Origin of the sequence: Nisaea acidiphila, assembly GCF_024662015.1 — a bacterium.
GTDB classification, from domain to species: Bacteria; Pseudomonadota; Alphaproteobacteria; order Thalassobaculales; family Thalassobaculaceae; genus Nisaea; species Nisaea acidiphila.
In genome coordinates this window covers 569394-592058 of sequence record NZ_CP102480.1, presented here as the reverse complement: position 1 = coordinate 592058, position 22665 = coordinate 569394, and the positions used below count along the sequence as shown (strand labels likewise).

Below are 22665 nucleotides of genomic sequence, written 5' to 3'. Positions count from 1 at the left end.
GAAAGGGAAAGGGGGGGCGATGCAAACCGCATTGATCGTGATCGACATGCAGCTCGGCTCTTTCACGCCTTACAGCGCTCGTCATGACACGCTCGGGACGGTCGCCCGTATTAACGACCTTGCGGGAAAAGTGCGAGCCAGGGGCATGCCGGTGATCTTCGTCCAGCATGACGGGCCGGAGGGGGATCCTCATCATCCAGACGAGGCGGGCTGGCACATGCTGCCGGAGCTTGATGTTCGTCCGGGTGATCCGGTCGTGCGCAAGACGTCGTGCGATGCCTTTCTCGGAACCGATCTGGCCGAAGTGCTGGAGCGGGAGGCGGTGGCACAAGTGATCGTGACCGGCTGCGCGTCCGACTATTGTATCGATACGACGGTGCGCGCGGCACTTGCGCGGAAGATCCGGACCGTCGTCCCGTCCGACACACACACGACCGCCAACCGGCCGCATCTCGATGCTCCGAGCATCATCAAGCACCACAATGCGATCTGGTCGAACTTTCTCTCGCCGATCGGTCCGGCGACCGTCATCCCCGCGGCGGAAGTCAGGCTCGACTGACGATCAGGCGCTGGCCTTTTTCGCCTGCCAATCCTTCAAGGCGGCATGCGCATGGCCGTCGCTGCCGTCCATTGCCTCGTCATGGCCTTCGCGTTTCGCCGTCAGCTCGATCACATAGCCGTTCGGATCGCGGAAATAGATTGAGTCGATGAAGCCGTGATCGGCCACGCCACGGGTCTCGATGCCGGCGGCCTTGCCTTTCTCGTACATCGCCTTCAGGTCGTCCATGCTGACTTCGAGCGCGATATGCAGGTCGAAATCGTGCTGGTTCTTGAACTCGAAAGGCCTGTCGGGGGCCTCGAAAAAGGCCAGCGCGGACCCGTCTTCCATCTTGTAGAAGGAATGCAGCGTGCTGGTTGCGCGGCCGCTCTTCGTTTCCTTGATCTCGAAGGCATGCACCAGGGGCAGGCCCAGGAAATCTTCGTAGAAGGCGCGGGTCTCTTCCGAATCCCGGCAGCGATAGGCGTTGTGGTGCAGCCCTTTGATCATGATGTCCTCCCTTCGCTCAGTGTCTGTCGTATGTCGCTTGTTCGTTCAATAGATCGATCAATTTGGTCCCATGTTCCAGTTGTCTCCTACGAACAGACTTTTGAATTGGAGAAACAATACCCGACTTCGGTGGTGGGTTTATTAAAATTAACTATCCGCTAAGAATGCGCGATTACTTTAACTGCGCTGCTGTTTCACAGCTTTTTCGCGCGGTCGAGGGAATGAACCGAGATAAACAGGCAAAGTCAGGCCCAGACGATTGCCACGAGGTGCAAGAGCGTCTTGAGACTTTTGCCGACGTATCGAACGGCTGGTTCTGGGAAACCGACGAAAACCACTGCTTCACATACATGTCCCGCTCCGTGGAACGGCTCGTTGGCCGGCCTCCGGAATGGCACTACGGCAAGTCGCGGGCGGAGATCGGCGGGCAGAACCTGTCGCCTGAAGTCTGGAAGGCACATCTCGAAGATTTGGCGGCCAGGCGCCCGTTTGAGGATTTGGTTTTCCACAGGACGCTTCCGGATGGCGAGATCTGGATGCGGACCAGCGGCAAGCCGAGATTCGGTTCCGAAGGCCAATTTCTCGGGTATAGCGGGTTTGCGTCCAATGTGACCGATGAGATGCTTGCCCGCCGCGAGGCGCACCTTCTGAGGGAAGCGATCCAGCAGATCCGGGATCCCTTCGTTCTCTGGGGGCCGGACGACAGACTCGTCGTCTGCAACGACGCCTATCTCGAGCTAAACGACCGGATCCGGGACATGCTTGTTCCCGGCGCGGCGTTCGACGAGGTGCTTCGTGCCGTCGCCTACCAGGGAACAGTCGCGGCCGCGGCCGGCCGCGAGGAAGCGTGGATCGCGGAACGGTCCGCCCAGCATCAATTGCCGCAATTCTCCTACGCCACCGAGATCGGGGGCAACTGGCATTTAATGATCCATGAGGAGAGGCTCTCCAACGGCGCGGTGGTCTGGATTGGCCTGGACATTACGCAGCTCAAGAATGCGGAACGCCGGGCCGATGAACTGAACCGACAATTGAACGAAGCTATCGAAGCGCTTCCGGACAGCTTCTCCTACTACGATTCTGATGACCGGTTGATGTTGTTCAATAAGGGATATGCGGATTTCTTCCGGCAATTTGGTATGGAAGCGAAGGTCGGGATCCCGTTCGAGGAAGCGCTGCGGGCCGGGGTCAGGTCGGGCTTTCACGCAATAACGGACCAGGACGAGGAGGAGTGGATCCAGGAGCGCCTAGCGCGGCATCGCTCGAAGGATGTCGCGCGCGTCGACCAGTATTTCAACGGTGGCTGGGTGCGCATCATCGAGAACAGTACCAGCGACGGCGGCCGCGTCGGTCTGCGGGTCGACATCTCCGAGCTCAAGGCGCAGGAGGAGGAACTTCGCCGGGCGCGCGAAGAAGCCGAACTCGCAAATAGCGCGAAGTCGATGTTTCTCGCAAATATGAGTCACGAAATTCGGACACCGCTGAACGGTGTGATCGGTCTCAGCCGTTTGCTCGCAGATACACCGCTCAACGATCAGCAGCGCGACTATATGCGGAAGATCGAGGCTTCGTCAGAGAGTCTTCTCGCGATCATCAACGACGTTCTCGATTTCTCGAAGATCGAGGCCGGCGAAATGACGATTGAGACCGTCAATTTCAATATCCAGAACGAGATCAAGCGGATCGACGACATCATATCCCTGCGGGCTGCGGAAAAGGGGCTGTTGTTCGAGACGTTCATAGATCCGAACACGCCGGGGAGCCTGCGCGGCGATCCGGTCCGTATCGGTCAGATTCTCCTGAACTTCCTCAGCAACGCAGTGAAGTTCACCCCCCGTGGCAAGATCACGCTCTCTGTCCGGACCGAAAGCGTCGAAAACGGGAAAGCCCTGTTGCATTTCGAGGCCAGCGACACCGGCATCGGCATGACCGAGGAGCAGGCGGCCAAGGTCTTCAGTTCATTCACCCAGGCCGATACCTCGACGACGCGCAAGTTCGGGGGAACCGGCCTCGGGCTTTCGATCAGCGCGTCGCTGGCGGATCTTCTGGGAGGCGAGATCTGGGTTAAGAGCACACCCGGTGAGGGGAGTTCGTTTCATTTCTGCGTTCCGCTGGAGATCGGCGTCGGCCCGGACGAAGCCGAGCTTCCCGAGCAGCTGCGCGCGCTTGTCGCGGACGACAACGACACTGCACGGTTCGTTGTGGCGGAAATGCTCGGCGCAATGGGGATCGGTTGCGTGCAGGTCGTGGACGGTGAACAGGCTGTTGCCGCCGCGCGGCAGCAAGGGCCGTTCGATATTGTGCTTCTGGACTGGATCATGCCGAAGCTCGACGGGCTCAGTGCCTGCCGGCAGATAATCGAGAATGACGAGGCGGCCGGAAATGTCCCGCCGAAAATCCTGCTGTTCTCCGCCGAGGCACGTGAAGAGATCAGGGAGAAAGCCCGTGCGTCCGGTGCGAGAGGCATGCTGGCCAAACCGATCAGTTCCTCAACATTACATGACGGTATCGTGGCCGCGCTCGCGGGCTCTGACTTTTCCGCCGGACGCGGCACTCATACCGACGCTCGGCCGGAGAGTCTCTCCGGCCTCAAGGTACTTCTCGTCGAGGATAATGAGATTAATCGCGAAATTGCGACGGCCGTTCTCGGGAAGGCGGGAATAGCGGTCAGCCAGGCCGAGAACGGTGCCGTTGCGGTTAGTCTTCTGCGGTCTTCCGGTCGTGCCGCCTTCGATGCCGTTCTGATGGATATTCAAATGCCTGTGCTTGACGGCTACGCGGCGACGGAGATCGTTCGTGGAGAGCCCGAATTCGACGATCTGCCGATCATCGCGATGACGGCCAACGCGCTTTCCGACGAGCGGGCGAAATGTCTCGCGGTCGGCATGCAGGATCATGTCGCCAAGCCGGTGGACAACAAAAAACTGTTCACCGCCCTTGCCCGCTGGTGCACGATGGGCGGCACTAAAATGCATCCTGCGTCAGGGAACGGCGGGATTGCAGAGGCGCAAAAAGAACGTCCGGCGAGATCCGGAGAAACCGAAGTTGAAGAGAGTGCCGTTATGTCTCCGGAAGAGCTTGCACAGCGCTATGAGCCGATCGCGAAGATGATCGGGGACGAGTCCATGGTCGGCAGGTTTCTCGGCCAGTTCCGCGAGAGTTTTTCCGAAGCCCGCACTGTGATTGACGGACATGTCGCGGCGGGGGAACTCGAGGAAGCCTCGCGCTATGCGCACCAGATCAAAGGCGTTTCTGGGAACCTGCGCCTGAACGATGTTTACGAGCAGGCGCAGAAGGTCGAGAGCAGCCTGAAGGAAGCGGACTCGCTTTCCGGCGATCTGTCATCGGAGCTGGAAACGCTGCTCGCCCTCATCGAAACCGAAATGGGTTATATCGAGGCCTATCTCACCACGAAGAGTTAGGCCTCGAAGCTGATCAGCCTCTTGTAGAGGTGCCAGGTCGCGTGTCCGAGCACTGGCAGCGTGACGATCAGTCCGAGAAATGCCGGAATCATTGAGATATAGAGTGTGAAGCCGATCACTGCGGCCCATCCGATCATCACGACAGGGCTCATGGTGACGGCCTTGAAGCTCGTGATCATTGCGGTGATGAAATCGTGTTCCTGCTCAAGCAGCAGCGGGAACGAGATGACTGTCGCGGAATAGAGGATCAGTGCGAGCACGGAGCCGAAGATGTGACCGAGGCCGAGGAACATCAGCCCGTCAAACGTCGTGAAAATGACCTGCAGGAATCCCTCGAAGCTGGTGAAGGACTGGAACCCGAGGAAGATCGCGAGCAGCACGCGGACCTGGTACATCCACATGATCAGCATGAACATGGTCACAAAGGCCATCCAGCCGAGTTCACGCCGCCGCTGGGCGAAGATCACGCCGAGGATATCCCTCCAGACGAGGTGTTGGGCGGCGCCGTGGCGGCGGCTTACCTCATAGAGACCAACTGCGGCGAAGGGGCCGATCAGGGAGAAGCCGACCGCCGTCGGGTAGGCGAGGTAGGAGAGGTCGAGCGCCCAGGCCATGGCCAGGATCCCGATTCCTCCGAACGCGAAGAAGGCGCCAAAAAACAGGCCGAAACGGGCCGTTGCCAGGAAATCGCCCCAGCCGGCGGAGAGAGCCGCTCCGATATCCGCGAATGTGGCGGCCCTGACCACTATTTTTGGCGGATATATGGTGTCTGCTGTCACTGCTCATCCTCCCCAACATCTTTTTTCGGCGAGTCTACGCCGCCGGGCCGATTTGCGAAAGCGCTTCACGCGACCGTCCGTTCGCACGCCAGAACGGTTTCGTTCCAGTTCGTCAGCGCCAGTTGCGAGCAACTTCTTGACCGAGGGTCGTTAACGGATATTGTGTTTGCGAAACGCAATTTCGCAAATGAGCGGCGGACGCTATAAGCCGCTCTTTGCAAGGGGTCCGGACCGCATGAACCATGCGAAACCGGGTCGTCAGGGAGCCTAGAGGAGGAATTTCATGGGCATTTCTTTGCATTCAATCCGGCGCGCCGCGCTTGCCGGAGCGGTCCTTTCGGTCGCTCTCGGCGGGACTGCTCTTGCGGACGCCAACTTGCCGAAACAGCTTGCCTGGACGGCGTACGGAACCGGTACCGCCGGCTATAACCAGTCGGTCGCGATCGGTGGCGCGCTGAAGTCAAAACTGGGCGTCAACCTTCGTGTCCTGCCGGGCAAGAACGACGTTTCCCGGACCGAGCCGCTGCGTCAGAACAAGGTTCAGTTCTCCGCGACCGGCGTCGGCGCGAGCTTCATGGCGCAGGAAGGGGCGTTCGATTTCGGCGCCAAGCGCTGGGGCCCGCAGAAAATCCGTACGCTGATGATGAATAACGGTGCCATCGGTCTCGCGGTCGGTGTCGCAGGCGATATCGGGGTCAAGGAATACAGCGATCTCAAGGGCAAGCGGGTTGCGTGGGTCAAGGGCTCGCCGTCCCTCAACGTGAATACCGAAGCCTATCTCGCCTATGGCGGGCTGACGTGGGACGATGTCGAGAAGGTCGAGTTCGGCGGCTTCGGCGCTTCCTGGGCCGGCATGGTGAACGGACAGGTCGATGCAGCTTTCGCCTCCACCAGCTCCGGCAAGGCTTACGAGATGGAAGCCAGCCCGCGCGGGCTGCTCTGGCCGCCGATCGATGCCGGCAACAAGGCCGGTCTGGATCGTATGTCCGGTATCGCGCCGTTCTTCCAGCCGACCATGGCCAGCGTCGGCGCGACCATCAAGAAAGAGTCCCCGGTTCCGACCGCTGCCTATCCCTATCCGGTTCTGGTTGCCTATCCGGAACAGGAAGAGGACCTCGTCTACAATATGACGAAGGCGATGGTTGAGCTATTCGACGATTATGCCGGCAAGGCGCCTGGCATCAACGGCTGGGCATTGGACAAGCAGAACCTGAAATGGGTCGTGCCGTACCATGCCGGTGCCGTCCGCTACTACAAGGAGATCGGCAAGTGGGGCGCTGAAGAGCAGGCCCATAACGACAAGCTGATCGAGCGCCAGGAAGTGCTTGCGACGGCCTGGAAGGACTTCCTTGCCAAGGGGGCGTCGGACGATGCCTGGAACGCCGAATGGCGGGCCGCGCGTCATGCCGCTCTGAAAGCCAAGGGCTTCAACGCGGTTTTCTAAGGCCGCACTCCACCTTACGGTCTCGGGACGGCGCCGGTCGCGCCGTCCCTTACCGATTCCCGTCAGCAAGATTTTCAGGTTGAGGCGCTCCGATGAGTGAGCAGATTTCCCCGTCGTCCGGTGTGGACGATCAAGACGCCGAGGCAGGCGAAAAGCAACGCACGCGGTCTCTGCATGGCATCGCAAAATGGGTGTTCGTTCTGTTCACGGCGGCAGCGGTCCTGCTGTCCATCAACCAGCTCTTCAATCTCCAGTTCTTCGCCGGTGTCGTCATCCTCGAGGGACGCTATCTCTTCCTGTTGGCGGGATTGTTCCTGTCGCTGACATTCCTCTCCTTTCCGCTGAAAGGAGAGCCGGGTGCCTCGGTTGCCTGGTATGACTGGTTCCTGGCCGCACTTGGCGCCGGCGTGGCCGGATATTTCGCCTACACCGCCGATCTCAGTCTTGAGGAGGGCTGGGAATATGCCCCGCCGGAAACGGCGCGCTGGATCTCGATCCTGTTCTGGCTGCTGATCCTGGAAGCCACCCGCCGCGCGGGCGGTCTGGTGATCTTCCTGATCGTTTTCGTCTTCTCGCTCTATCCGACGTTTGCCGACGTTCTGCCGGGACCGATTTCCGGATTTGCGCAGCCGTTTCTGGACGTGATCCCCTATCACATCATTTCCTCCGAGAGTTCTTTCGGCATTCCGATGCGGGCCTTCGGGAACCTGGTGATCGGCTTCATCATCTTCGGCGCGGCGCTGCAGTACACCGGCGGTGGGGCCTTCTTCAACAACCTGGCGCTGGCGCTTGTCGGCGGTCTGCGGGGAGGCGCCGCAAAGGTCGCGATCTTCGCCTCCGGCTTCATGGGCTCGCTCTCCGGCAGCGTGATTTCCAACGTGCTGACGACAGGTGCGATCTCAATTCCGGCGATGAAGAAGACCGGTTTCCCGGCCCGGTACGCGGCGGGCACCGAGGCCTGCGCCTCGACGGGCGGCGTGCTGATGCCGCCTGTGATGGGCACGACGGCCTTCGTCATGGCTTCGTTCCTCGGCCGGCCGTACCTGGAAATCGCGGCCGCGGCGGCGGTGCCGTCCATCCTCTACTATTTCGGCCTCTTCGTGCAGATCGACGCCTATGCCGCGCGACATAACCTCAAGGGCATCCCGCGCGAGCAATTGCCGTCGATCTGGGAGACGATGAAAGAAGGCTGGTATTACCTCTTCGTCTTCGCGCTGCTCATCTTCCTGATGATGTTCCTGCGCCAGGAAACCTGGGCACCGTTCTTCGCCACCGCCCTGCTGCTGGTGATCAATCAGGCCTCGAAGAAGCATCGCTTCGACATAAAAGGCTTCTTCAATCTGATCTACAGCATCGGCCGCGGTCTGACCGAGCTCGTGGCCGTGCTGCTCGGCATCGGTCTCATCGTCGGCGCTTTCTCGGCGACGGGCCTCGCAGGTACCCTGGTGAACGACCTGATCTTCCTGGCCGGCGGCTCCGTCTTCATGCTGCTGATCATGGGCGCGATCACGAGCTTCATCTTCGGTATGGGGATGACGGTCACCGCCTGCTACATCTTCCTGGCGGTGGTTCTCGCGCCGGCGCTTGTGAAGGCCGGCCTCAACGAACTGGCGGTCCACCTCTTCATCCTCTATTGGGGCATGGTCTCCTACATCACTCCGCCTGTGGCCCTCGGTGCCTTCGCCGCGGCCACGATGGCGCGCACGAATGCGCTTTCCGCGGGCGTTGAAGCGATGCGCCTCGGCAGCATCATCTATTTCGTGCCGTTCTTCTTCGTACTGAACCCGGCACTGATCGGGGAAGGCAGCTGGGTTGAAGTCGCGGTCGTTTTCGCGACGGCGGTCTTCGGCGTCTACCTGATCGGCAGCGCTCTGCAGGGTTATGTTGCCGGCTTCGGGCGGATCGGAACGGGGCCGGTGGCGCTCGGCGCCAAGATCCTGTTGCTGCTTGGCGGCCTGTTCTTCGCGGCCCCGGGCGATGTGATCCCAGGAGTATCGCATCTTCAGATGGGGCTGATCGGCGCGCTTCTCGGGGCGCCAGTCCTGATCTATGCCCGGATGAACCGGCGTCGGGAAAGTGCGGTCGGCTGAGGTCGTCGCAATCTGGTGCGGCGGGGGGCGGGTCTTCGTTGACCCGCCCTTTCCGCAACGAAAGGCATCGCTTGTGCTGGTGAACCCTGCGCCTCCGATGCCATCCGCCGCGTCTACCGCGCCGCAGGGTTTCTCTAAGTGAGTCGCGTAACGAAGCCGTTGCTTTTACATGACTTTCTGATGTCGCTTCGTTTCGTTTTCCGCGCATTTTCCGGGCAAGATCCGCTGATATGACCGGGCGCCCGCCGCCTGATCCGAAATGAGGGTGGAAATATGCGCGGGCGGGCGCGAAGATGCCGCTCCGATTCCCAAGGCCGGTGGGGGACATCTCATCGCGCCAGGGCGGTCCCCGCCCAGTTCCCTCCGTGCTTCACGTGATCTGCCTGGATTGAAATTGACCGATACTCTCATTCCGATTTTCGACGGCCATAACGACACGCTTCTCCGACTGGTGCTCGGGAAGACCGGGGGCGGTGCCGGGAGCTTCTTCGAGCAGGGGGAACGGGGACATATCGATCTTCCGCGGGCGCGCAAGGGCGGCTTCTGCGGCGGTCTTTTCGCGATGTTCACGCCGTCCCGGATTTCGGAAGGCGAAGAGTTGGAACTCTCGCCGCGGGATCCGGCCAATTTCGCCCCCGTATCGCAAGCTGTGGCCGAGCCATTCACGCAGCGCATGATCGATATGGCGCGGTCGCTCGAGGAACGCTCCCGGGGAACCGTCGTGATCGCTCATTCGATAGCCGAGGCGCGGCGGGCGATGTCCGACGGCAAGCTCGCGGTCATCCTGCATATCGAGGGCGTCGAATGCCTGAAGACGGACCTCTCGAACCTGCACGGCCTCTACCAGGCGGGCCTGCGCTCGCTTGGACCGGTCTGGAGCAGGAAGAACGATTTCGGGGACGGTGTGCCGATGAGTTTCCCGTCTTCGCCGGATACAGGCAGCGGCCTGACCGAGGCGGGCGAGAATCTGATCAGGGCCTGTAACACGATGGGCATAATGGTCGACCTTTCGCACATCACCGAGAAGGGGTTCTGGGACGTCGCGCGCCTTTCGACCAAGCCGCTCGTCGCGTCGCACTCGAACGTGCATGCGATCTGCCCGTCGCCGCGCAATCTGACAGACGCGCAGCTTGAGGCGATCAGGGCCAGCGGCGGCCTCGTCGGGGTTAATTTCCATGTCGGGTTCCTGCGGACCGACGGCCAACAGAATGCGGCGACGGATCTGGATCAGATCGTCGCCCATACGGACTATCTGCTGGAAAAGCTCGGCGAGGACGGGGTCGCTTTCGGATCCGACTTCGACGGCTGCACCGTTCCGGACGGGATCGGCGACGTGACCGGCCTGCCGCATCTCATCGACCGGTATCGTCTGGCGGGATATGGCGAGGAACTGATCCGCAAGATCGCTGCGGAGAACTGGCTGTCACTCTTGGCGCGTACCGGGATCTGAGCCCGCAGCCGGAAGAGGAGATCCCGGACCCCCTTGGCGGAGGTCCGGGACGAAAAGTCTGTTAGTCGACCTTCAGGTCGGCGGCAAAAGACCGGCCGCGGCGGGAATCTTCTTCCAGCTCGTAGGTGATCTTCGTGCCGTCCGGCAGATCGGTCAGGCCGGCGGTCTGCAGAGCGGTGATGTGCACGAACACATCGGACCCGCCGTCATCCGGTTTGATGAAGCCATAGCCTTTGGTGGTGTTGAACCACTTCACTGTCCCTGTCGGCATAGTCGTCTCCTTCGTAATGCAATGCCATTTTGGGGGCCACCCCGGTGCCCCGGGGCGGCGGTGACTGTATCTCTCTCCTACGCGGCCTCGCGGCGATCCCTGGACTTCCGGCGGAGCTTCCCGTCTCCTCCGGCAGCCGGTTTCTGCGGCCGTGTCTTGTTGTTTTGCGGCTTGCCTTTCGGTGCGCGCTGCTGCTGTTGCGGCGGCTTGTCCGAAGGACCCTTTGCGAACGGCTTTCCATTCCGTTTGCGACCGCGACTCTTGCGGGCGCCGTTTCCTCGGCCGTTTTTCGGCTGGCCGCCATCGTTCGCGGCCGAGCCTTCCGGTGCGGTGCCGCCCACAACCTCGATGCGCTGCCCGATCAGACGTTCGATATCCTTCAGATACGCGAACTCGTCCGGCGCGCAGAGCGAGAGCGCACTGCCGTCGGTGCCGGCCCGCGCCGTCCGGCCGATCCGGTGGACGTAGCTTTCCGGCTCGTTCGGGAGCTCGAAATTGATCACGTGGGAGATGTCGCTGACATCGATGCCGCGGGCCGCGATATCGGTCGCGACAAGGGCACGGACCGCACCCTGCTTGAAGCGGCCGAGCGCGCGCTGGCGGGCGCTCTGGGTCTTGTTGCCGTGCAGAGCCTCGGACTCGATGCCGGAGGCGGTCAGCATCTTCGAGATCCGGTCCGCCTTGTGCTTGGTCCGGGTGAAGATGATCACCTTGGCATAATCCGGGTCCGACATGACCTGCAGCAGCAGGTTCTTTTTCGCCGGCGCCTCGACATGGTGGACTGTTTGCTTGATGCGGTCGACCGTCACCACTTCCGGGGTCACTTCGACCCGTGCCGGCTCATCGAGCAGGAACTGGGCAAGCTGTTCAACCTTCGGCGGCATTGTGGCCGAGAAGAGCAGGGTCTGCCGCGCCTCGGGAACCAGCCGGGCGATCTTCCGGACATCGTGGACGAAGCCCATATCGAGCATCCGGTCAGCCTCGTCGAGCACGAGGTGAGAGACCGCGTCAAGAATGACGGCGTTCTGCTGCACGAGGTCGAGAAGGCGGCCGGGGGTTGCAACGAGCACATCGGCGCCGCGGCCGAGGGCCGCGCGTTGCGGGCCGAAGCTGACGCCGCCGACGATGACGACCTGTTTCATCTTCAGGTGGCGGGTAAAGGTCGCGATATTCTCGCCGATCTGAACGGCGAGTTCGCGGGTTGGGGCCAGAATCAATACCCGGACCGTCTTCGCAGGCAGGCGCCTGCGGCCATCCTTATCGCTTTCCCAGAGATGCTGCAGGATCGGCAGCGAGAAGGCTGCAGTCTTGCCGGTCCCGGTCTGGGCGATCGCGAGCAGGTCGCGCCGATCGAGAACCAGGGGAATGGATTGCTGCTGAATGGGGGTCGGGGTTTCGAACCCTGCGTCCTGTAGGGAACGCAGGAGCGGCTCGCACAGGGCGAGCTCGGAGAAAGTCTTACAAGTCACTGAGTCTTAAAGTCCATCGCAACGGGCGCTATCGGGTCGTGAAACCATAGACAGGGCATCGTATTTGCCGTCTTCCACGCGCACCTGGAGCCAACGGAGTTTCATCCAATTGCGGGGTGACAGAAAGCTACCGTTACCGAAGCCGTCGCGCGATCACCGCCACATCGCCATAGGAATGGTGGTTAATGTCCGAGAAGTCAAGGACTTGATTTCACCCGGCGGGCTTGAGGGACGCTGTTCACGGATCCGTGAACGCCTCACACGATGCTGAGATTTTCCGCTGTTTTCTTAAGCTGGGCCTTCAGAATTTTGCCTGTCGCCGTTGCTGGAAGCGCCTCAAGAAAAACGTAATGGCTCGGGCATTTGTAGGGCGCGAGGTTTGCTCGCATATGTGCTTCGAGCTCGGATTTCTCGATGATCCGGCCTGCGATGGGCTGCACAAAAGCGACGACTTCCTCGTTGTCGCCGACAACGCGTCCGACGACGGCGGAGAGTGCGATATCCGGATGCGCGGCGAGCACGCCCTCGACCTCCGCCGGATAGACATTGAACCCGGAACGGATGATCAGTTCCTTCAGTCTTCCGACAACATAGAGGTTGCCGTCTCCGTCCATGCGGCCGAGATCGCCGGTCTTGAACCAGCCGTCCGAGGTCACCGCTTTGGCGGTCTGCTCCGGGTCGCGGTAATAGCCTTTCATGACATTTGCGCCACGCACCCAGATTTCCCCGACCTCTCCCGCCTTGCGCGGCAGTCCGGTCTCCTGATCCGCGATACGGCATTCGACCCCAGGCAGGACAGGGCCGACAGATTCGTCGGATACCGGACTTTCCATCCGCGTCGTGGTGACGGTCGGGGAGGTCTCCGTCAGCCCGTAGCCGTTATGCAATGGCTGGTTCCACATTTTCTCGACGCGTTCCTTGATGGCGAGATCAAGGGGGGCGCCGCCGGCCGAAAGATAGCGCAGCTTCGGCGCTGGAAGCGGTGCCCCCCGCTTTGCCGAGAGTTCGAGCAGGTGGGCATACATGGCCGGCACGCCCTGAAAGATGGTGACGCCGTCTTCCTCGAGCGCACGCGCGGCTTCCATCGGCACGAAGCGGGAGACGGTGCGCAGATGGCCGCCATGGGCGAGCGTGCCGAGAAAGACCGAGGCGAGGCCGAAAACGTGCGAGGTCGGGAGTACGCCATAGGCGAAATCCGACGGCCCGATCTTGCGGATGCTGCCTGAGGCCTCGGCGATGAACAGGAGGTTGCCATGGGTCAGCATGACGCCTTTGGGCTGGCCCGTGGTGCCGGAGGTATAAATCAGGGCCGCAACCTGTTTGGTGCCGTCGGCATCGAGCGGTTCCGCCTGGGCCGCCTCGTTCAGCGGCGCGATCATCAGATCGCCGATTTGCCCGGCATCGAACGGAACCGCGTTGGCATTCGCCGCATGCGCCGCCGCATCGGGCGAGACGCCGGTCGTGAAGATCGTGGTGCGCGCGCCGGAATGCTCCGCGATCTTGGCGATCTCGGCTTCGGTCAGACGCGCGTTTATGAGAACGGTCCATGCCCCGATCCGCGACAGCGCGAAAATCATGACCTGCAGTGCGACGGAGTTTTCGTTGACCAGAAGAACCCGGTCACCGCCGCGCACGCCGTAGTCGCGCAATGCCGTCTCAGCCTTCAGCACCGCCGCCTTCAGGCCCTGGCCGTCGAGACTTACCGTGTCATCTGTCAGCAGCGGACGGTCCGCGGAGTCCTCCGCCCGGCGGTCGACGATCGCGTGCAGGTACGAGCCTTCGGGAAAGCTGCGTTCGAAAGTACTGGTCATTTCCGGTCCGTAAGCGTGCGGGGCGGGCAAGCTGCCCGATCAGGGTCTCAGGGATTGGCGGCGACAACGCGGAAGCTTTGTCCGCCCATGGTCAGGGTCTCTGCCAGACGAACCAGGCGCGGGCCGAGGTCCTCTTCAAGCAGCTCCTTGGTCAGAAGAAAGCGCGGGCCGCCGCAATTGAGGGCGAACACCGCCGAGCGGTCCGGCAGGACCACAGGCACGCCGACCGCGTGCACGTCTTTATGCCAGTCTGCCAGCGAGAGGGTGAAACCGCGGGTCGCGACGTCCTCGACCGCCTGATCGACACCGTCTTTCAGGAAGGAAAACCGCTCGGGGTCCTTGCGCTCGATATGGTCCATCAGATAACCGCGCTCCTCTTCCGGCAGGGCGGCGAGGAATGCCCGGCCCATCGCCGTTTCCGCAATAGGGATGCGGGAGCCGACATCCAGGCGCAGCGTCAACGCGCCGTCGCCCCGGCAGGTCTCAAGATAGAGCATCGTCAGCCGGTCGCGTGTGCCGAGCGAGATGGCGGCATCCACGTCGTTCGCCATCTCCTGCATAAGCGGGCGGGCCCGCGAGCGGATGTCGAGATTGGCGAGGAAGGAGTAGCCGAGCGACAACACGCTTGGCCCAAGTTGATAAAGCCCGGTCGAGTCGTCGAAGGTGAGGTAGCCAAGGGTCTTCAGTGTATGGGTCAGCCGCGAGACGGTTGGCTTCGGAAGCTTGGTGCGCTCGGCCAGTTCCTGATTGCCGAGCCCGCCGTCGCCAGGTTCGAAGGCGCGCAGAATTTCGAGGCCGCGGGCAAGGGCGGTAACGAACTGGCGGTCTTTTCCGTCTTCTGTCGGATCGTTGTCGCGGGACATCGTGTCTGGCCGTTTCCTTCTTTCCATGCCGCGGCCCCTGACCGCGGCCCCGCCTCTGGTCTCGGGCGGGTTTCGTGAAATATGCCATGGAGGGCGTGAAGAGGTCAATTTGCGGAACGCTGTTCCGCGTGTCGAAACTGAACCGGCCCGGGGCCCTTGCCGAATGTGCGTTTTCCCCCACCCTCGCGGCGATGTCATTTCTGGTGGGCGGAAAGCTGTATTAGCGTGCGCGCCGCATTTGCCCTGGTGGCTTTCATGGAGTTTCTGCCGTGCCCGTCCTGCTTCGCCTCGCCCTCCTCGCGCTGACTGTTTTCCTTCTGCCGCTCCTCACTCCGGCAACGGCCGGCAGCTCCAAAGCGGATTGGGACAAGATTGTCGCAGCCGCCAAGGGACAGACGGTCTATTGGAACGCCTGGGGCGGCGACACGCGGATCAATGCCTATATCGCCTGGGCGGGGGAGCAGGTCGCCGAGCGTTACGACTTGGAAGTCGTGCATGTGAAACTGACGGACACGGCCGAGGCCGTCTCCCGGGTCCTGGCGGAGAAAACCGCTGGCCGTATCGAAGGCGGGGCCGTCGACCTCATCTGGATCAACGGCGAGAATTTCGCCGCGATGAAACGCAACGGCTTGCTTCTGGAGCCATGGACTGAAGGACTGCCGAATTTCGCGCTGACAGATCAGGCCAACAACCCCGATCTCGCGCTCGATTTCGGCGTGCCGGTGGACGGCCTGGAGATGCCCTGGTCGCGGGCGCGGCTCGTTTTCTATCGCGACGAGGCAGCCCTTCCCGAGCCGCCGCGCAGCAGCGCGGCATTGCTCGAATGGGCCAAGAAAAATCCAGGGCGTTTCACCTATCCGCTGCCGCCGTCCTTTCTCGGAACGACCTTCCTGAAACAGGTTCTCCTGGAGCGTGCGGCAAACCGCGATGCGCTCTACCGGCCGGCCGGCGAGGCGGATTTCGCATCGGTCACGGCACCGCTCTGGGACTATCTCGATGCGCTGCATCCGCTGCTCTGGCGCAAGGCGCGGAGCTTTCCGGAAAACGCCGGCGCCATGCGGCGCCTGATGAGCGACGGAGAGATCGAGATCGCGTTCGCCTTCAGCCAGTCGGAGGCGACGGCGGGGATCGAGAGCGGCGAGCTGCCGGAGACCGTTCGGAACTACGTCTTCGATGTCGGGACCATTGGCAATGTCAGCTTTGTCGCCATTCCCTTCAATGCCGCGCACAGCGAGGGAGCGCGCGTTCTGGCCAACTTCCTGCTCTCGCCGGAGGCGCAGCTGCGCAAGCAGGATCCGGAATTTTGGGGGTCGGCGACGGTCCTGGCACTGGACGCGCTGACGGCCGACGAGGCGGAGGCCTTCCGATCGATGGATCTTGGGCCTGCGGCGCTCCCGGCGGACCGGCTCGGCAGCATGCTGGCGGAACCGTACCCGAGCTGGACCGACGCGCTTGAGGAGGAATGGAACCGGCGTTACGCAGTACGGTGACGTTTATCGCAACCTGTCCGGATCCATGCTGAGAGCTTCTCCGTATCTGGTCGCCGCCATTCTCGCCGGACCGGTGCTTGCCGGGGCGCTCGGCGCGCTGGTGCCGTCCTTCGGGTACCTGCCGGTACTGGGTCATGCCGATTTCGGCCTCGACGTCTGGCGGCGCTTGTTCGATTGGCCCGGCCTTGGCGGCTCGGTCCTGCTGTCGCTCGCCTCGGGACTGGTCACGGCCGGGGTCTCGCTCGGGCTGGCGATGCTTTTCCTCGCGGTCTTTTTCGAGACTCGGGCTTTCGGCTGGCTGCGGAAGGCGATCGCACCTCTGCTCGCGGTGCCGCACGCGGCGGCGGCCTTCGCGCTCGCCTTTCTTATCGCGCCGTCCGGCTTTCTCGCCCGGCTGCTCTCTCCCTGGGCGACGGGCTGGCAGCGTCCGCCGGATCTGCTGATCGTGCAGGACGAACTCGGGCTTTCCCTGATGGCGGGCCTTGTCATGAAGGAAGTGCCGTTCCTGCTGCTCATGGCGCTGGCGCCGCTGGCGCAGATCCGCGCAGAGCAAAACATGCATATGGCGCGTGCGCTCGGATACGGCCGGATCTCGGCATGGTTCAAGACCGTGGTGCCGGCGCTTTATCCGCTTCTGCGCCTGCCGGTCTACGCGGTAATTGCCTATTCCTCGGCCAATATCGATGTCGCCCTCATTCTCGGTCCGGTCGCGCCGCCGCTGCTCGCCGTCCAGGTGTTGCGCTGGTCGAATGATCCCGAGCTGGATTACCGCCTGCTCGCGGCCGCCGGTGCGGTCCTGCAATTCGGCGTGACCGCAAGCGCCATCGCGCTCTGGGTTGGTATTGAGCGGCTCCTCATGGCGACGGGGCGCGGCTGGCTGGAAAGCGGCAAGCGCACCTTCGCAGAAGGAGGGCTGCGGGTCGCCGGTCGGACATTGTTTCCGGCGCTGTTGCTCGCCGCCGCTCTCGGTGTCGTCGCGCTCGCCCTCAGCGCTTTCACGCGGGTCTGGCGTTTTCCCGACGCCTTGCCGCGCCGCTGGACTTTCGATCACTGGCAGAAAGTTGCCGAGACGTCGGCCGAGCCCGTCTGGGCGACGATTTGGATCGCTGCCGTTGCTGCCGGACTCTCCCTTGCGCTCGTTCTCGCGATGCTGGAGAACGAGCGCCGTGCCGGGAAGAGGGCGGGCCGGCCGCTCGAGTTTCTCTTCTATGTCCCGTTGCTGGTGCCTCAGATCGGGTTTCTGTTCGGGCTGGTGTTGCTTGCGGAGCTCGCCGGTCTCATGCCGGGTGGGGGGCTCGTCGCGGCCGGACATGTCGTCTTCGTGCTGCCTTATGTCTACCTGACCCTGTCGGAATCCTACCGTCGTCTCGACCCCGCCTGGAGCCGTCTCGCACGAACCCTCGGCAAAGGCGAAGGTGCGGTATTCTGGAAAGTCACGCTGCCGATGCTTCTGACACCGGCGCTTGCGGCGCTCGCGGTCGGCCTCGCCGTTAGCATCGGGCAGTATCTCGTGACCCGTCTTCTCGGCGCCGGGCGGATCGATACCGTCACGACGGAGGCGATCGCACTCGCCGCCGGCGGCGACCGCAGGCTGATCGGGGCCTGGGCCCTGACCCAGGCGGTGCTGCCGATCCTCGGTTTCGGACTGGCGCTCGCCGTGCCGCGTCTGGTCTGGCGCCATCGTCGCGGCATGTTGGGAGAGACGCAATGAGCGAAGGGCTGGCCCTCGACCGGGTCCGGATCAGGCTCGGCAACACAGAGTTGCTGTCGCTGGAGCGGAGCGTGCGCCCGGGCACGGTGCTGACCGTGATGGGGCCGTCAGGTTCCGGCAAGTCGACGCTGCTTTCTTACATTGCCGGCTTCCTGACCCAGCCGTTTACGGCCGAGGGCCGGGTGCTGCTCGATGGCGAGGACATCACGGACCGGGCTCCGGAACAGCGGCATGTCGGGTTGCTGTTTCAGGATCCGATGCTGTTTCCGCATCTGAGCGTCGGCGGCAATCTTCTGTTCGGGATGCCGCCGGGCCTCTCCGGGCGCCGCGCGCGGGCTGCCGACGCGCTGGCCCGGTTCGGCCTGGAGGGGTTTGCCGGGCGGGATCCTGCGACCTTATCCGGCGGGCAGGCGTCCCGCGTCGCCCTGTTGCGGCTGCTGCTTTCGGAGCCGCGCGCCGCGCTTCTGGACGAGCCTTTCTCGAAGCTCGACAGACATCTCAGGGCCGATATCCGGACGTTCACCTTCGATCGTTTGCGGGAAGCACAACTGCCGACGGTTCTGGTGACCCACGATCCGGAGGACGCCGAAGCGGCGGGCGGGCCTGTGGTGGAGCTGACCTTCTAGAAAGACGGCAGGCGCGGCGCGACAATCGTCGATTGGATGATCGACGTGTTGGTCGAGGCGACCTGGTTGATCTTGTCGATTAGCGGCTCGAGATCGGCGATATCCGGGACCTGAGCCTTGGCAAGGAAGCAGTCATCGCCGGTGATGCGGTCGCAGGAGACGATCTCCGGCGCCGCCTCGAGGATAGCGGCAGTCTCTTTCAGCTTTCCCGCAATGGGCCGGATGCGCAGCCAGGCGCCGATTCTGCAGCCGAGCGCGGCGGCGTCGATCCGTGCCGCATAACCGGTGACGATACCCGCTTCCTCGAGCCGCTTCAGCCGCTCGGACACGCTCGGGGAGGAGAGCCCGACACGGCGGGCGAGGTCGGCGATACTTGCCCGGCCATTTTCCGAAAGGGCGAGAAGAAGCTGTTCGTCGGTCCGGTCAAGAGGGCCGTTTTCGTATCGAAGTCGTCTCAACAGTTTTTCCTAATTACAAAAGGAAAAAAGATTCATAAACCTATCATCGACTATAGAGAATTGGCCAGAGCGGTTTCAATCTTTCGGCATGTCAGATGTCGAGAAGATTTCCCGGACGGGCTTCCGCCGCGCATTGCCGGTCGCGCCTCCGCCGCATCTCTGGTTCATGATCAGTGCCGTCTTTCATTATCTCGGACCGTCCTTCGCGGTGCTCCTGTTCCCCCATGTCGGCGTGCTCGGCGTAGCCTGGTTCCGTATCGGGTCCGCGGCGCTGATCTTCGCTCCGATGACCCGGCCCTGGCGCGTCTTCGCCCGCGCGGACCGGCGCATGCGCCTGATCCTGCTGGCGATGGGGCTTTGCCTCGCGGTTATGAACACCTCCTTCTATCTCGCCCTCGACCGCCTGCCGATGAGCCTTGTGGCGGCGATGGAGTTCGTCGCCACCATCGCCATCGCCCTTGCCGGCACCCGCAGCCTTCGTAATCTGGCGGCGCTGATGCTGACGGTCTTGGGCGTGCTGCTGCTGATCGATGTGCGCTGGCAGAGCGATCCGGTGGGGCTTTTCTGGTCCGCCCTGAACGCGGCCCTGTTCGGACTTTACGTCATTCTCGGGCACAGGCTGGCTTCTGAAGGCGCCGGGAACGGCGTCGAGCGTCTCGGCGCGGCGATGGCAGTGGCGTTCATCTTTCTGCTTCCGGTGGGGCTCTCCGAGGCCTGGGCCGTCCTCACTGTGCCGGAACTGGTGCTGGCCGGGATCGGTGTCGGCCTTTGTTCCTCCGTCATCCCCTATATCTGCGACCAGTTCGCCATGGCGCGGCTACCGCGGGCTTCCTTCGCGCTTCTTCTGGCGCTGCTGCCGGCGACGGCAACGGTGATCGCGGCGCTGGTGCTGGCGCAGTTCCCGTCGTCGCTGGATCTCGCCGGCCTCGCACTCGTCATGACCGGTATCGTCATCCATCGTCAGAGTGACGCGGCTTAGAGCGTCCGTTCTTCGGGCGATCGCAGGAGAGATATCACGGTTCAGCGCTGGACCCCGCTTTGCCCCAAAGGCTATCCAGAGTTCGGGTAGTTGAAGGGGAGATAAACCCATGACCGATCTCGTGAACCGTCGCTGGCTGCTGGCCTCGCGGCCCGAAGGCGAACCGAAGGCCGCCGATTTCCGTATGGAAGAAGCTCCGGTGCCGGAGCCCGGGGCGGGCGAATTGCTGATCCGAACGATCTACCTTTCGCTCGACCCGTATATGCGGGGGCGGATGAGCGACGCGAAATCCTATGCCGCTCCTGTGCCGATCGGCGGCGTTCTGGAGGGCGAGACGGTCGGCGAGGTGGTTGTCTCCAATCACCCGGATTACGCGGTTGGCGACGTCGTGCTGAACCGTATCGGATGGCAGAGCTTCGGCCTCTCCGACGGGACCGGGTTGCGCAAGCTCGACCCGGGGGCGGCACCGATCTCGACCGCTCTCGGCGTGCTTGGGATGCCGGGCCTGACAGCCTATGCCGGACTGAAGAACATCGGCCAGCCGAAAGAAGGCGAGACGGTCGTGGTCGCAGCGGCCTCGGGCGCGGTTGGATCCGTCGTCGGGCAGATCGCGAAGATCCGCGGCGCCCGCGCGGTCGGTATTGCGGGCGGTCCGGAGAAATGCGCCTTTGTGAAGGACGAGCTCGGATTCGATGCGGTCATCGACCATCGCGCCCCTGATTTTGCAGCCCAACTCGCGGCGGCCTGCCCGGACGGGATCGACGTATATTTCGAGAATGTCAGCGGCAAGGTTTTCGACGCCGTGTTCCCGCTCTTCAACCCCTTCGCGCGCATGCCGGTATGCGGGACAATCGCGTTTTACAACGCGACAAGCTTTCCCGAAATGGAGACCAAGGTGCCCGCTTTGATGCGGGCGATTCTGACAAAACGTATTAGAATTCAGGGATTTATTGTTTACGACTTTGCCGCGGATTATCCGGATTTCGCGCGCGACATGGCCGGTTGGATCGCGGATGGGCATGTGACGTACCGCGAGGACATAGTCGACGGTTTGGACCGGGCACCCGTGGCCTTCATGGGCCTGCTCAAAGGCGGCAATTTCGGCAAACTCGTGGTCAAGGTAGGCCAAGACCCAACGCGGTCATAAACCGTAAGGGAAATTCTGTAATAGTCTGGCTAGGGGAGTATTGAGGCTTGTGGGGTTCGCCACGGCGTCGGCGGTCGGTCGTACTTAATTTTAATTTGCGGCCAATTTACGATCGCGTGCTGTCGTGGGGCGATGATGGGGCTAATGAAGGTAGAACTGACGATCGCGGCGAGTAGCGCGTGTACGGCTGAGGCGCTTGCCATATGAAGTTCGGCGTATTCTTCACCGTCGTTCTGGCGCTCTTGTTTTTTGACCTGCTTTCCTCCCATCCGGCAGAGGCTCAGTATGCGGCGCCCCCGGCGCCCGACCGCTCGGATATCGAGAAAGCCTACGATGCGGCTTTCCGGACGATGTTCGAGGACCCCGGGGACCTCGACAAATCTTTCGCTTTCGCGCTGCTCGCCATCCGGCTCGGTGACTATGAAGGCGCGATCGCCACACTTGAACGAATGCTGCTGATCGACCCGGAATTACCCCGGGTGAAGATGGAGCTCGGGGTTCTCTATTTCCGGCTGAAATCCTATCAGGTCGCGAAGGGGTATCTGGAACAGGTCCGGGATGACCCGAAAGCGCCGGATCTGGTGAAGTCCCGTGTCGCCGAGTTTCTGGAGGCGATCGATGACCAGACGTCTCCACATCGTTTCCGCGGATCCGTTTTTGCCGGCCTGCGGCACCAGAGCAATGCAAATGCGGGTCCCGCAAGCGGCAAGGTTCGCGTGCTTGGCCTGGATGCGGATCTGGACAGCACTTTCACCGATCAGGCGGATGTCGACCAATTCGTCTCGGCGAGACTCCTGCATTTCTACGATTACGGCGTGGAGCCGCGGATCCAGCTTGAGAACGAGGTGGTCGGCTATCTGTCCAACCAGGTCACTCAGGACCAGCTGGACACATCGATCCTGCAATTTCGCTCGGGACCGAGATTTACGATGGATCCCGATTTTCTGAGGGGGCTCGATATCCGGCCTTTTGTACGAGCCGATATCGTAAACCTCGAAGACAGCCGTTATTACACGTCCTACGGGGCAGGTTTTGACGGCAATTATGTGATCAGTTCCGAAACGGGTCTCTTTTTCGAGACCTATATGACGCGCCGGAACTACAACAACACCGCGACCTATCCGACAAACAAGGAAGAGCTGAACGGGCCGCGAGGATACGGCGGGGTGACCGTCAGCCACATTCTGTCATCAAACACGCGAATGTCATTCACCGGTGCGGTAACGCGGGACAGTTCCGATGCGGCAGGCCGTCGATACTGGCGCTATGAAGGTTCCGCGAGCGTAACCCGGATATTCGAATCTCCGCTTCCCGAACATACAGGTCCGTGGAGCCTGTCGGCGATCGGCAAACTCGCCGCGGTACCCTATGACGAGCCGCTCGATTCCATCGATCCGGACGTGACGCGGGACGATACCGAATGGCAGGTCCAGCTCGTGGGGAGCGTGCGCGTGCGTGACAATGTCTCGCTCGTCGCGAGCGGTCTCTTCAAGCAGGTCGACTCCACCATTTCGAATTACGAATACGATAACTGGGCATTCTCCATGGGGGTGGCGGTCCAGTTTTGACGCGGGGACTGACAGGTGCGGCCTGACCGGTGCGCCTCG

At 62.3% G+C, this 22665-nt stretch carries 18 protein-coding genes; 11 read left to right on the top strand and 7 right to left on the bottom strand.

The window, feature by feature from the left end:
* Positions 1-19: 19 nt before the first annotated feature.
* Positions 20-559, top strand: a complete 540-nt coding sequence (locus NUH88_RS02880) for a cysteine hydrolase family protein (protein WP_257769848.1) — start codon at positions 20-22, stop codon at positions 557-559.
* Between the two features lie 3 nt (positions 560-562).
* On the opposite strand, the gene NUH88_RS02875 is transcribed toward NUH88_RS02880, so the two are convergent.
* The gene (locus NUH88_RS02875) at positions 563-1048 is read right to left on the bottom strand and encodes a VOC family protein (RefSeq protein ID WP_257769847.1); all 486 of its coding nucleotides are present in this window, start codon (positions 1046-1048) and stop codon (positions 563-565) included.
* Positions 1049-1269: 221 nt separating this feature from the next.
* On the opposite strand from NUH88_RS02875, the gene NUH88_RS02870 reads away from it, so the two are divergent.
* The gene (locus NUH88_RS02870) at positions 1270-4470 is read left to right on the top strand and encodes a response regulator (RefSeq protein WP_257769846.1); all 3201 of its coding nucleotides are present in this window, start codon (positions 1270-1272) and stop codon (positions 4468-4470) included.
* Here NUH88_RS02870 and NUH88_RS02865 read toward each other — a convergent pair.
* Positions 4467-5249, bottom strand: a complete 783-nt coding sequence (locus tag NUH88_RS02865; protein ID WP_257769845.1) for a DUF2189 domain-containing protein — start codon at positions 5247-5249, stop codon at positions 4467-4469. The two genes, NUH88_RS02870 and NUH88_RS02865, sit on opposite strands and share 4 nt — an antisense overlap.
* Positions 5250-5532: 283 nt before the next feature.
* Here NUH88_RS02865 and NUH88_RS02860 point away from each other — a divergent pair, with 283 nt between their 5' ends.
* The 3 genes from NUH88_RS02860 (at position 5533) to NUH88_RS02850 (ending at position 10233) form a co-directional block, all read left to right on the top strand.
* On the top strand, positions 5533-6693 hold the full coding sequence (locus NUH88_RS02860) for a TAXI family TRAP transporter solute-binding subunit (protein ID WP_257769844.1): 1161 nt from the start codon (positions 5533-5535) through the stop codon (positions 6691-6693).
* 92 nt (positions 6694-6785) lie between these two features.
* Positions 6786-8783 (top strand): TRAP transporter permease, encoded by a 1998-nt coding sequence (locus NUH88_RS02855; RefSeq protein WP_257769843.1) that lies wholly within the window; start codon positions 6786-6788, stop codon positions 8781-8783.
* A 394-nt stretch (positions 8784-9177) separates the two neighbouring features.
* A complete protein-coding gene (locus tag NUH88_RS02850; protein WP_257769842.1) occupies positions 9178-10233 on the top strand; it encodes a dipeptidase in 1056 nt (351 codons plus the stop codon).
* A 61-nt stretch (positions 10234-10294) separates the two neighbouring features.
* On the opposite strand, the gene NUH88_RS02845 is transcribed toward NUH88_RS02850, so the two are convergent.
* The 4 genes from NUH88_RS02845 to NUH88_RS02830 form a co-directional block, all read right to left on the bottom strand.
* On the bottom strand, positions 10295-10504 hold the full coding sequence (locus NUH88_RS02845; protein ID WP_257769840.1) for a cold-shock protein: 210 nt from the start codon (positions 10502-10504) through the stop codon (positions 10295-10297).
* 77 nt (positions 10505-10581) lie between these two features.
* Positions 10582-11973 carry a DEAD/DEAH box helicase gene (locus NUH88_RS02840; protein WP_257769838.1) on the bottom strand — a complete coding sequence of 464 codons (1392 nt, stop codon included), beginning with the start codon at positions 11971-11973 and terminating at the stop codon, positions 10582-10584.
* Between the two features lie 257 nt (positions 11974-12230).
* Entirely contained in the window at positions 12231-13784 is a 1554-nt protein-coding gene (locus tag NUH88_RS02835) for a class I adenylate-forming enzyme family protein (RefSeq protein ID WP_257769836.1), read from the bottom strand.
* 47 nt (positions 13785-13831) lie between these two features.
* Entirely contained in the window at positions 13832-14647 is an 816-nt protein-coding gene (locus NUH88_RS02830) for an IclR family transcriptional regulator (protein WP_257769834.1), read from the bottom strand.
* A gap of 269 nt (positions 14648-14916) precedes the next feature.
* On the opposite strand from NUH88_RS02830, the gene NUH88_RS02825 reads away from it, so the two are divergent.
* From NUH88_RS02825 to NUH88_RS02815, 3 genes are read left to right on the top strand one after another with little or no spacing between them, the layout of a single operon-like run.
* Positions 14917-16137, top strand: coding sequence for an ABC transporter substrate-binding protein (locus NUH88_RS02825; protein WP_257769833.1), 1221 nt, complete (start codon positions 14917-14919; stop codon positions 16135-16137).
* 25 nt (positions 16138-16162) lie between these two features.
* Positions 16163-17848: an ABC transporter permease gene (locus NUH88_RS02820; RefSeq protein WP_257769832.1), complete on the top strand. Its 1686-nt coding sequence runs from the start codon at positions 16163-16165 to the stop codon at positions 17846-17848.
* The gene (locus NUH88_RS02815; RefSeq protein WP_257769831.1) at positions 17845-18474 is read left to right on the top strand and encodes an ATP-binding cassette domain-containing protein; all 630 of its coding nucleotides are present in this window, start codon (positions 17845-17847) and stop codon (positions 18472-18474) included. The genes NUH88_RS02820 and NUH88_RS02815 overlap by 4 nt, the downstream gene beginning before the upstream one ends.
* On the opposite strand, the gene NUH88_RS02810 is transcribed toward NUH88_RS02815, so the two are convergent.
* Positions 18471-18932, bottom strand: coding sequence for an Lrp/AsnC family transcriptional regulator (locus NUH88_RS02810; RefSeq protein ID WP_257769830.1), 462 nt, complete (start codon positions 18930-18932; stop codon positions 18471-18473). The two genes, NUH88_RS02815 and NUH88_RS02810, sit on opposite strands and share 4 nt — an antisense overlap.
* An 88-nt stretch (positions 18933-19020) precedes the next feature.
* Between NUH88_RS02810 and NUH88_RS02805 the strand changes: the two genes are divergently transcribed.
* The 3 genes from NUH88_RS02805 to NUH88_RS02795 all read left to right on the top strand — a co-directional run bounded on the left by NUH88_RS02805 (position 19021) and on the right by NUH88_RS02795 (position 22626).
* The gene (locus tag NUH88_RS02805) at positions 19021-19911 is read left to right on the top strand and encodes an EamA family transporter (RefSeq protein ID WP_257769829.1); all 891 of its coding nucleotides are present in this window, start codon (positions 19021-19023) and stop codon (positions 19909-19911) included.
* 109 nt (positions 19912-20020) lie between these two features.
* Complete coding sequence (gene curA, locus NUH88_RS02800; protein WP_257769828.1) at positions 20021-21058, top strand: NADPH-dependent curcumin/dihydrocurcumin reductase; 1038 nt, start codon at positions 20021-20023, stop codon at positions 21056-21058.
* Positions 21059-21261: 203 nt separating this feature from the next.
* Positions 21262-22626, top strand: a complete 1365-nt coding sequence (locus NUH88_RS02795) for a hypothetical protein (protein WP_257769827.1) — start codon at positions 21262-21264, stop codon at positions 22624-22626.
* The last annotated feature ends 39 nt before the right edge of the window (positions 22627-22665 follow it).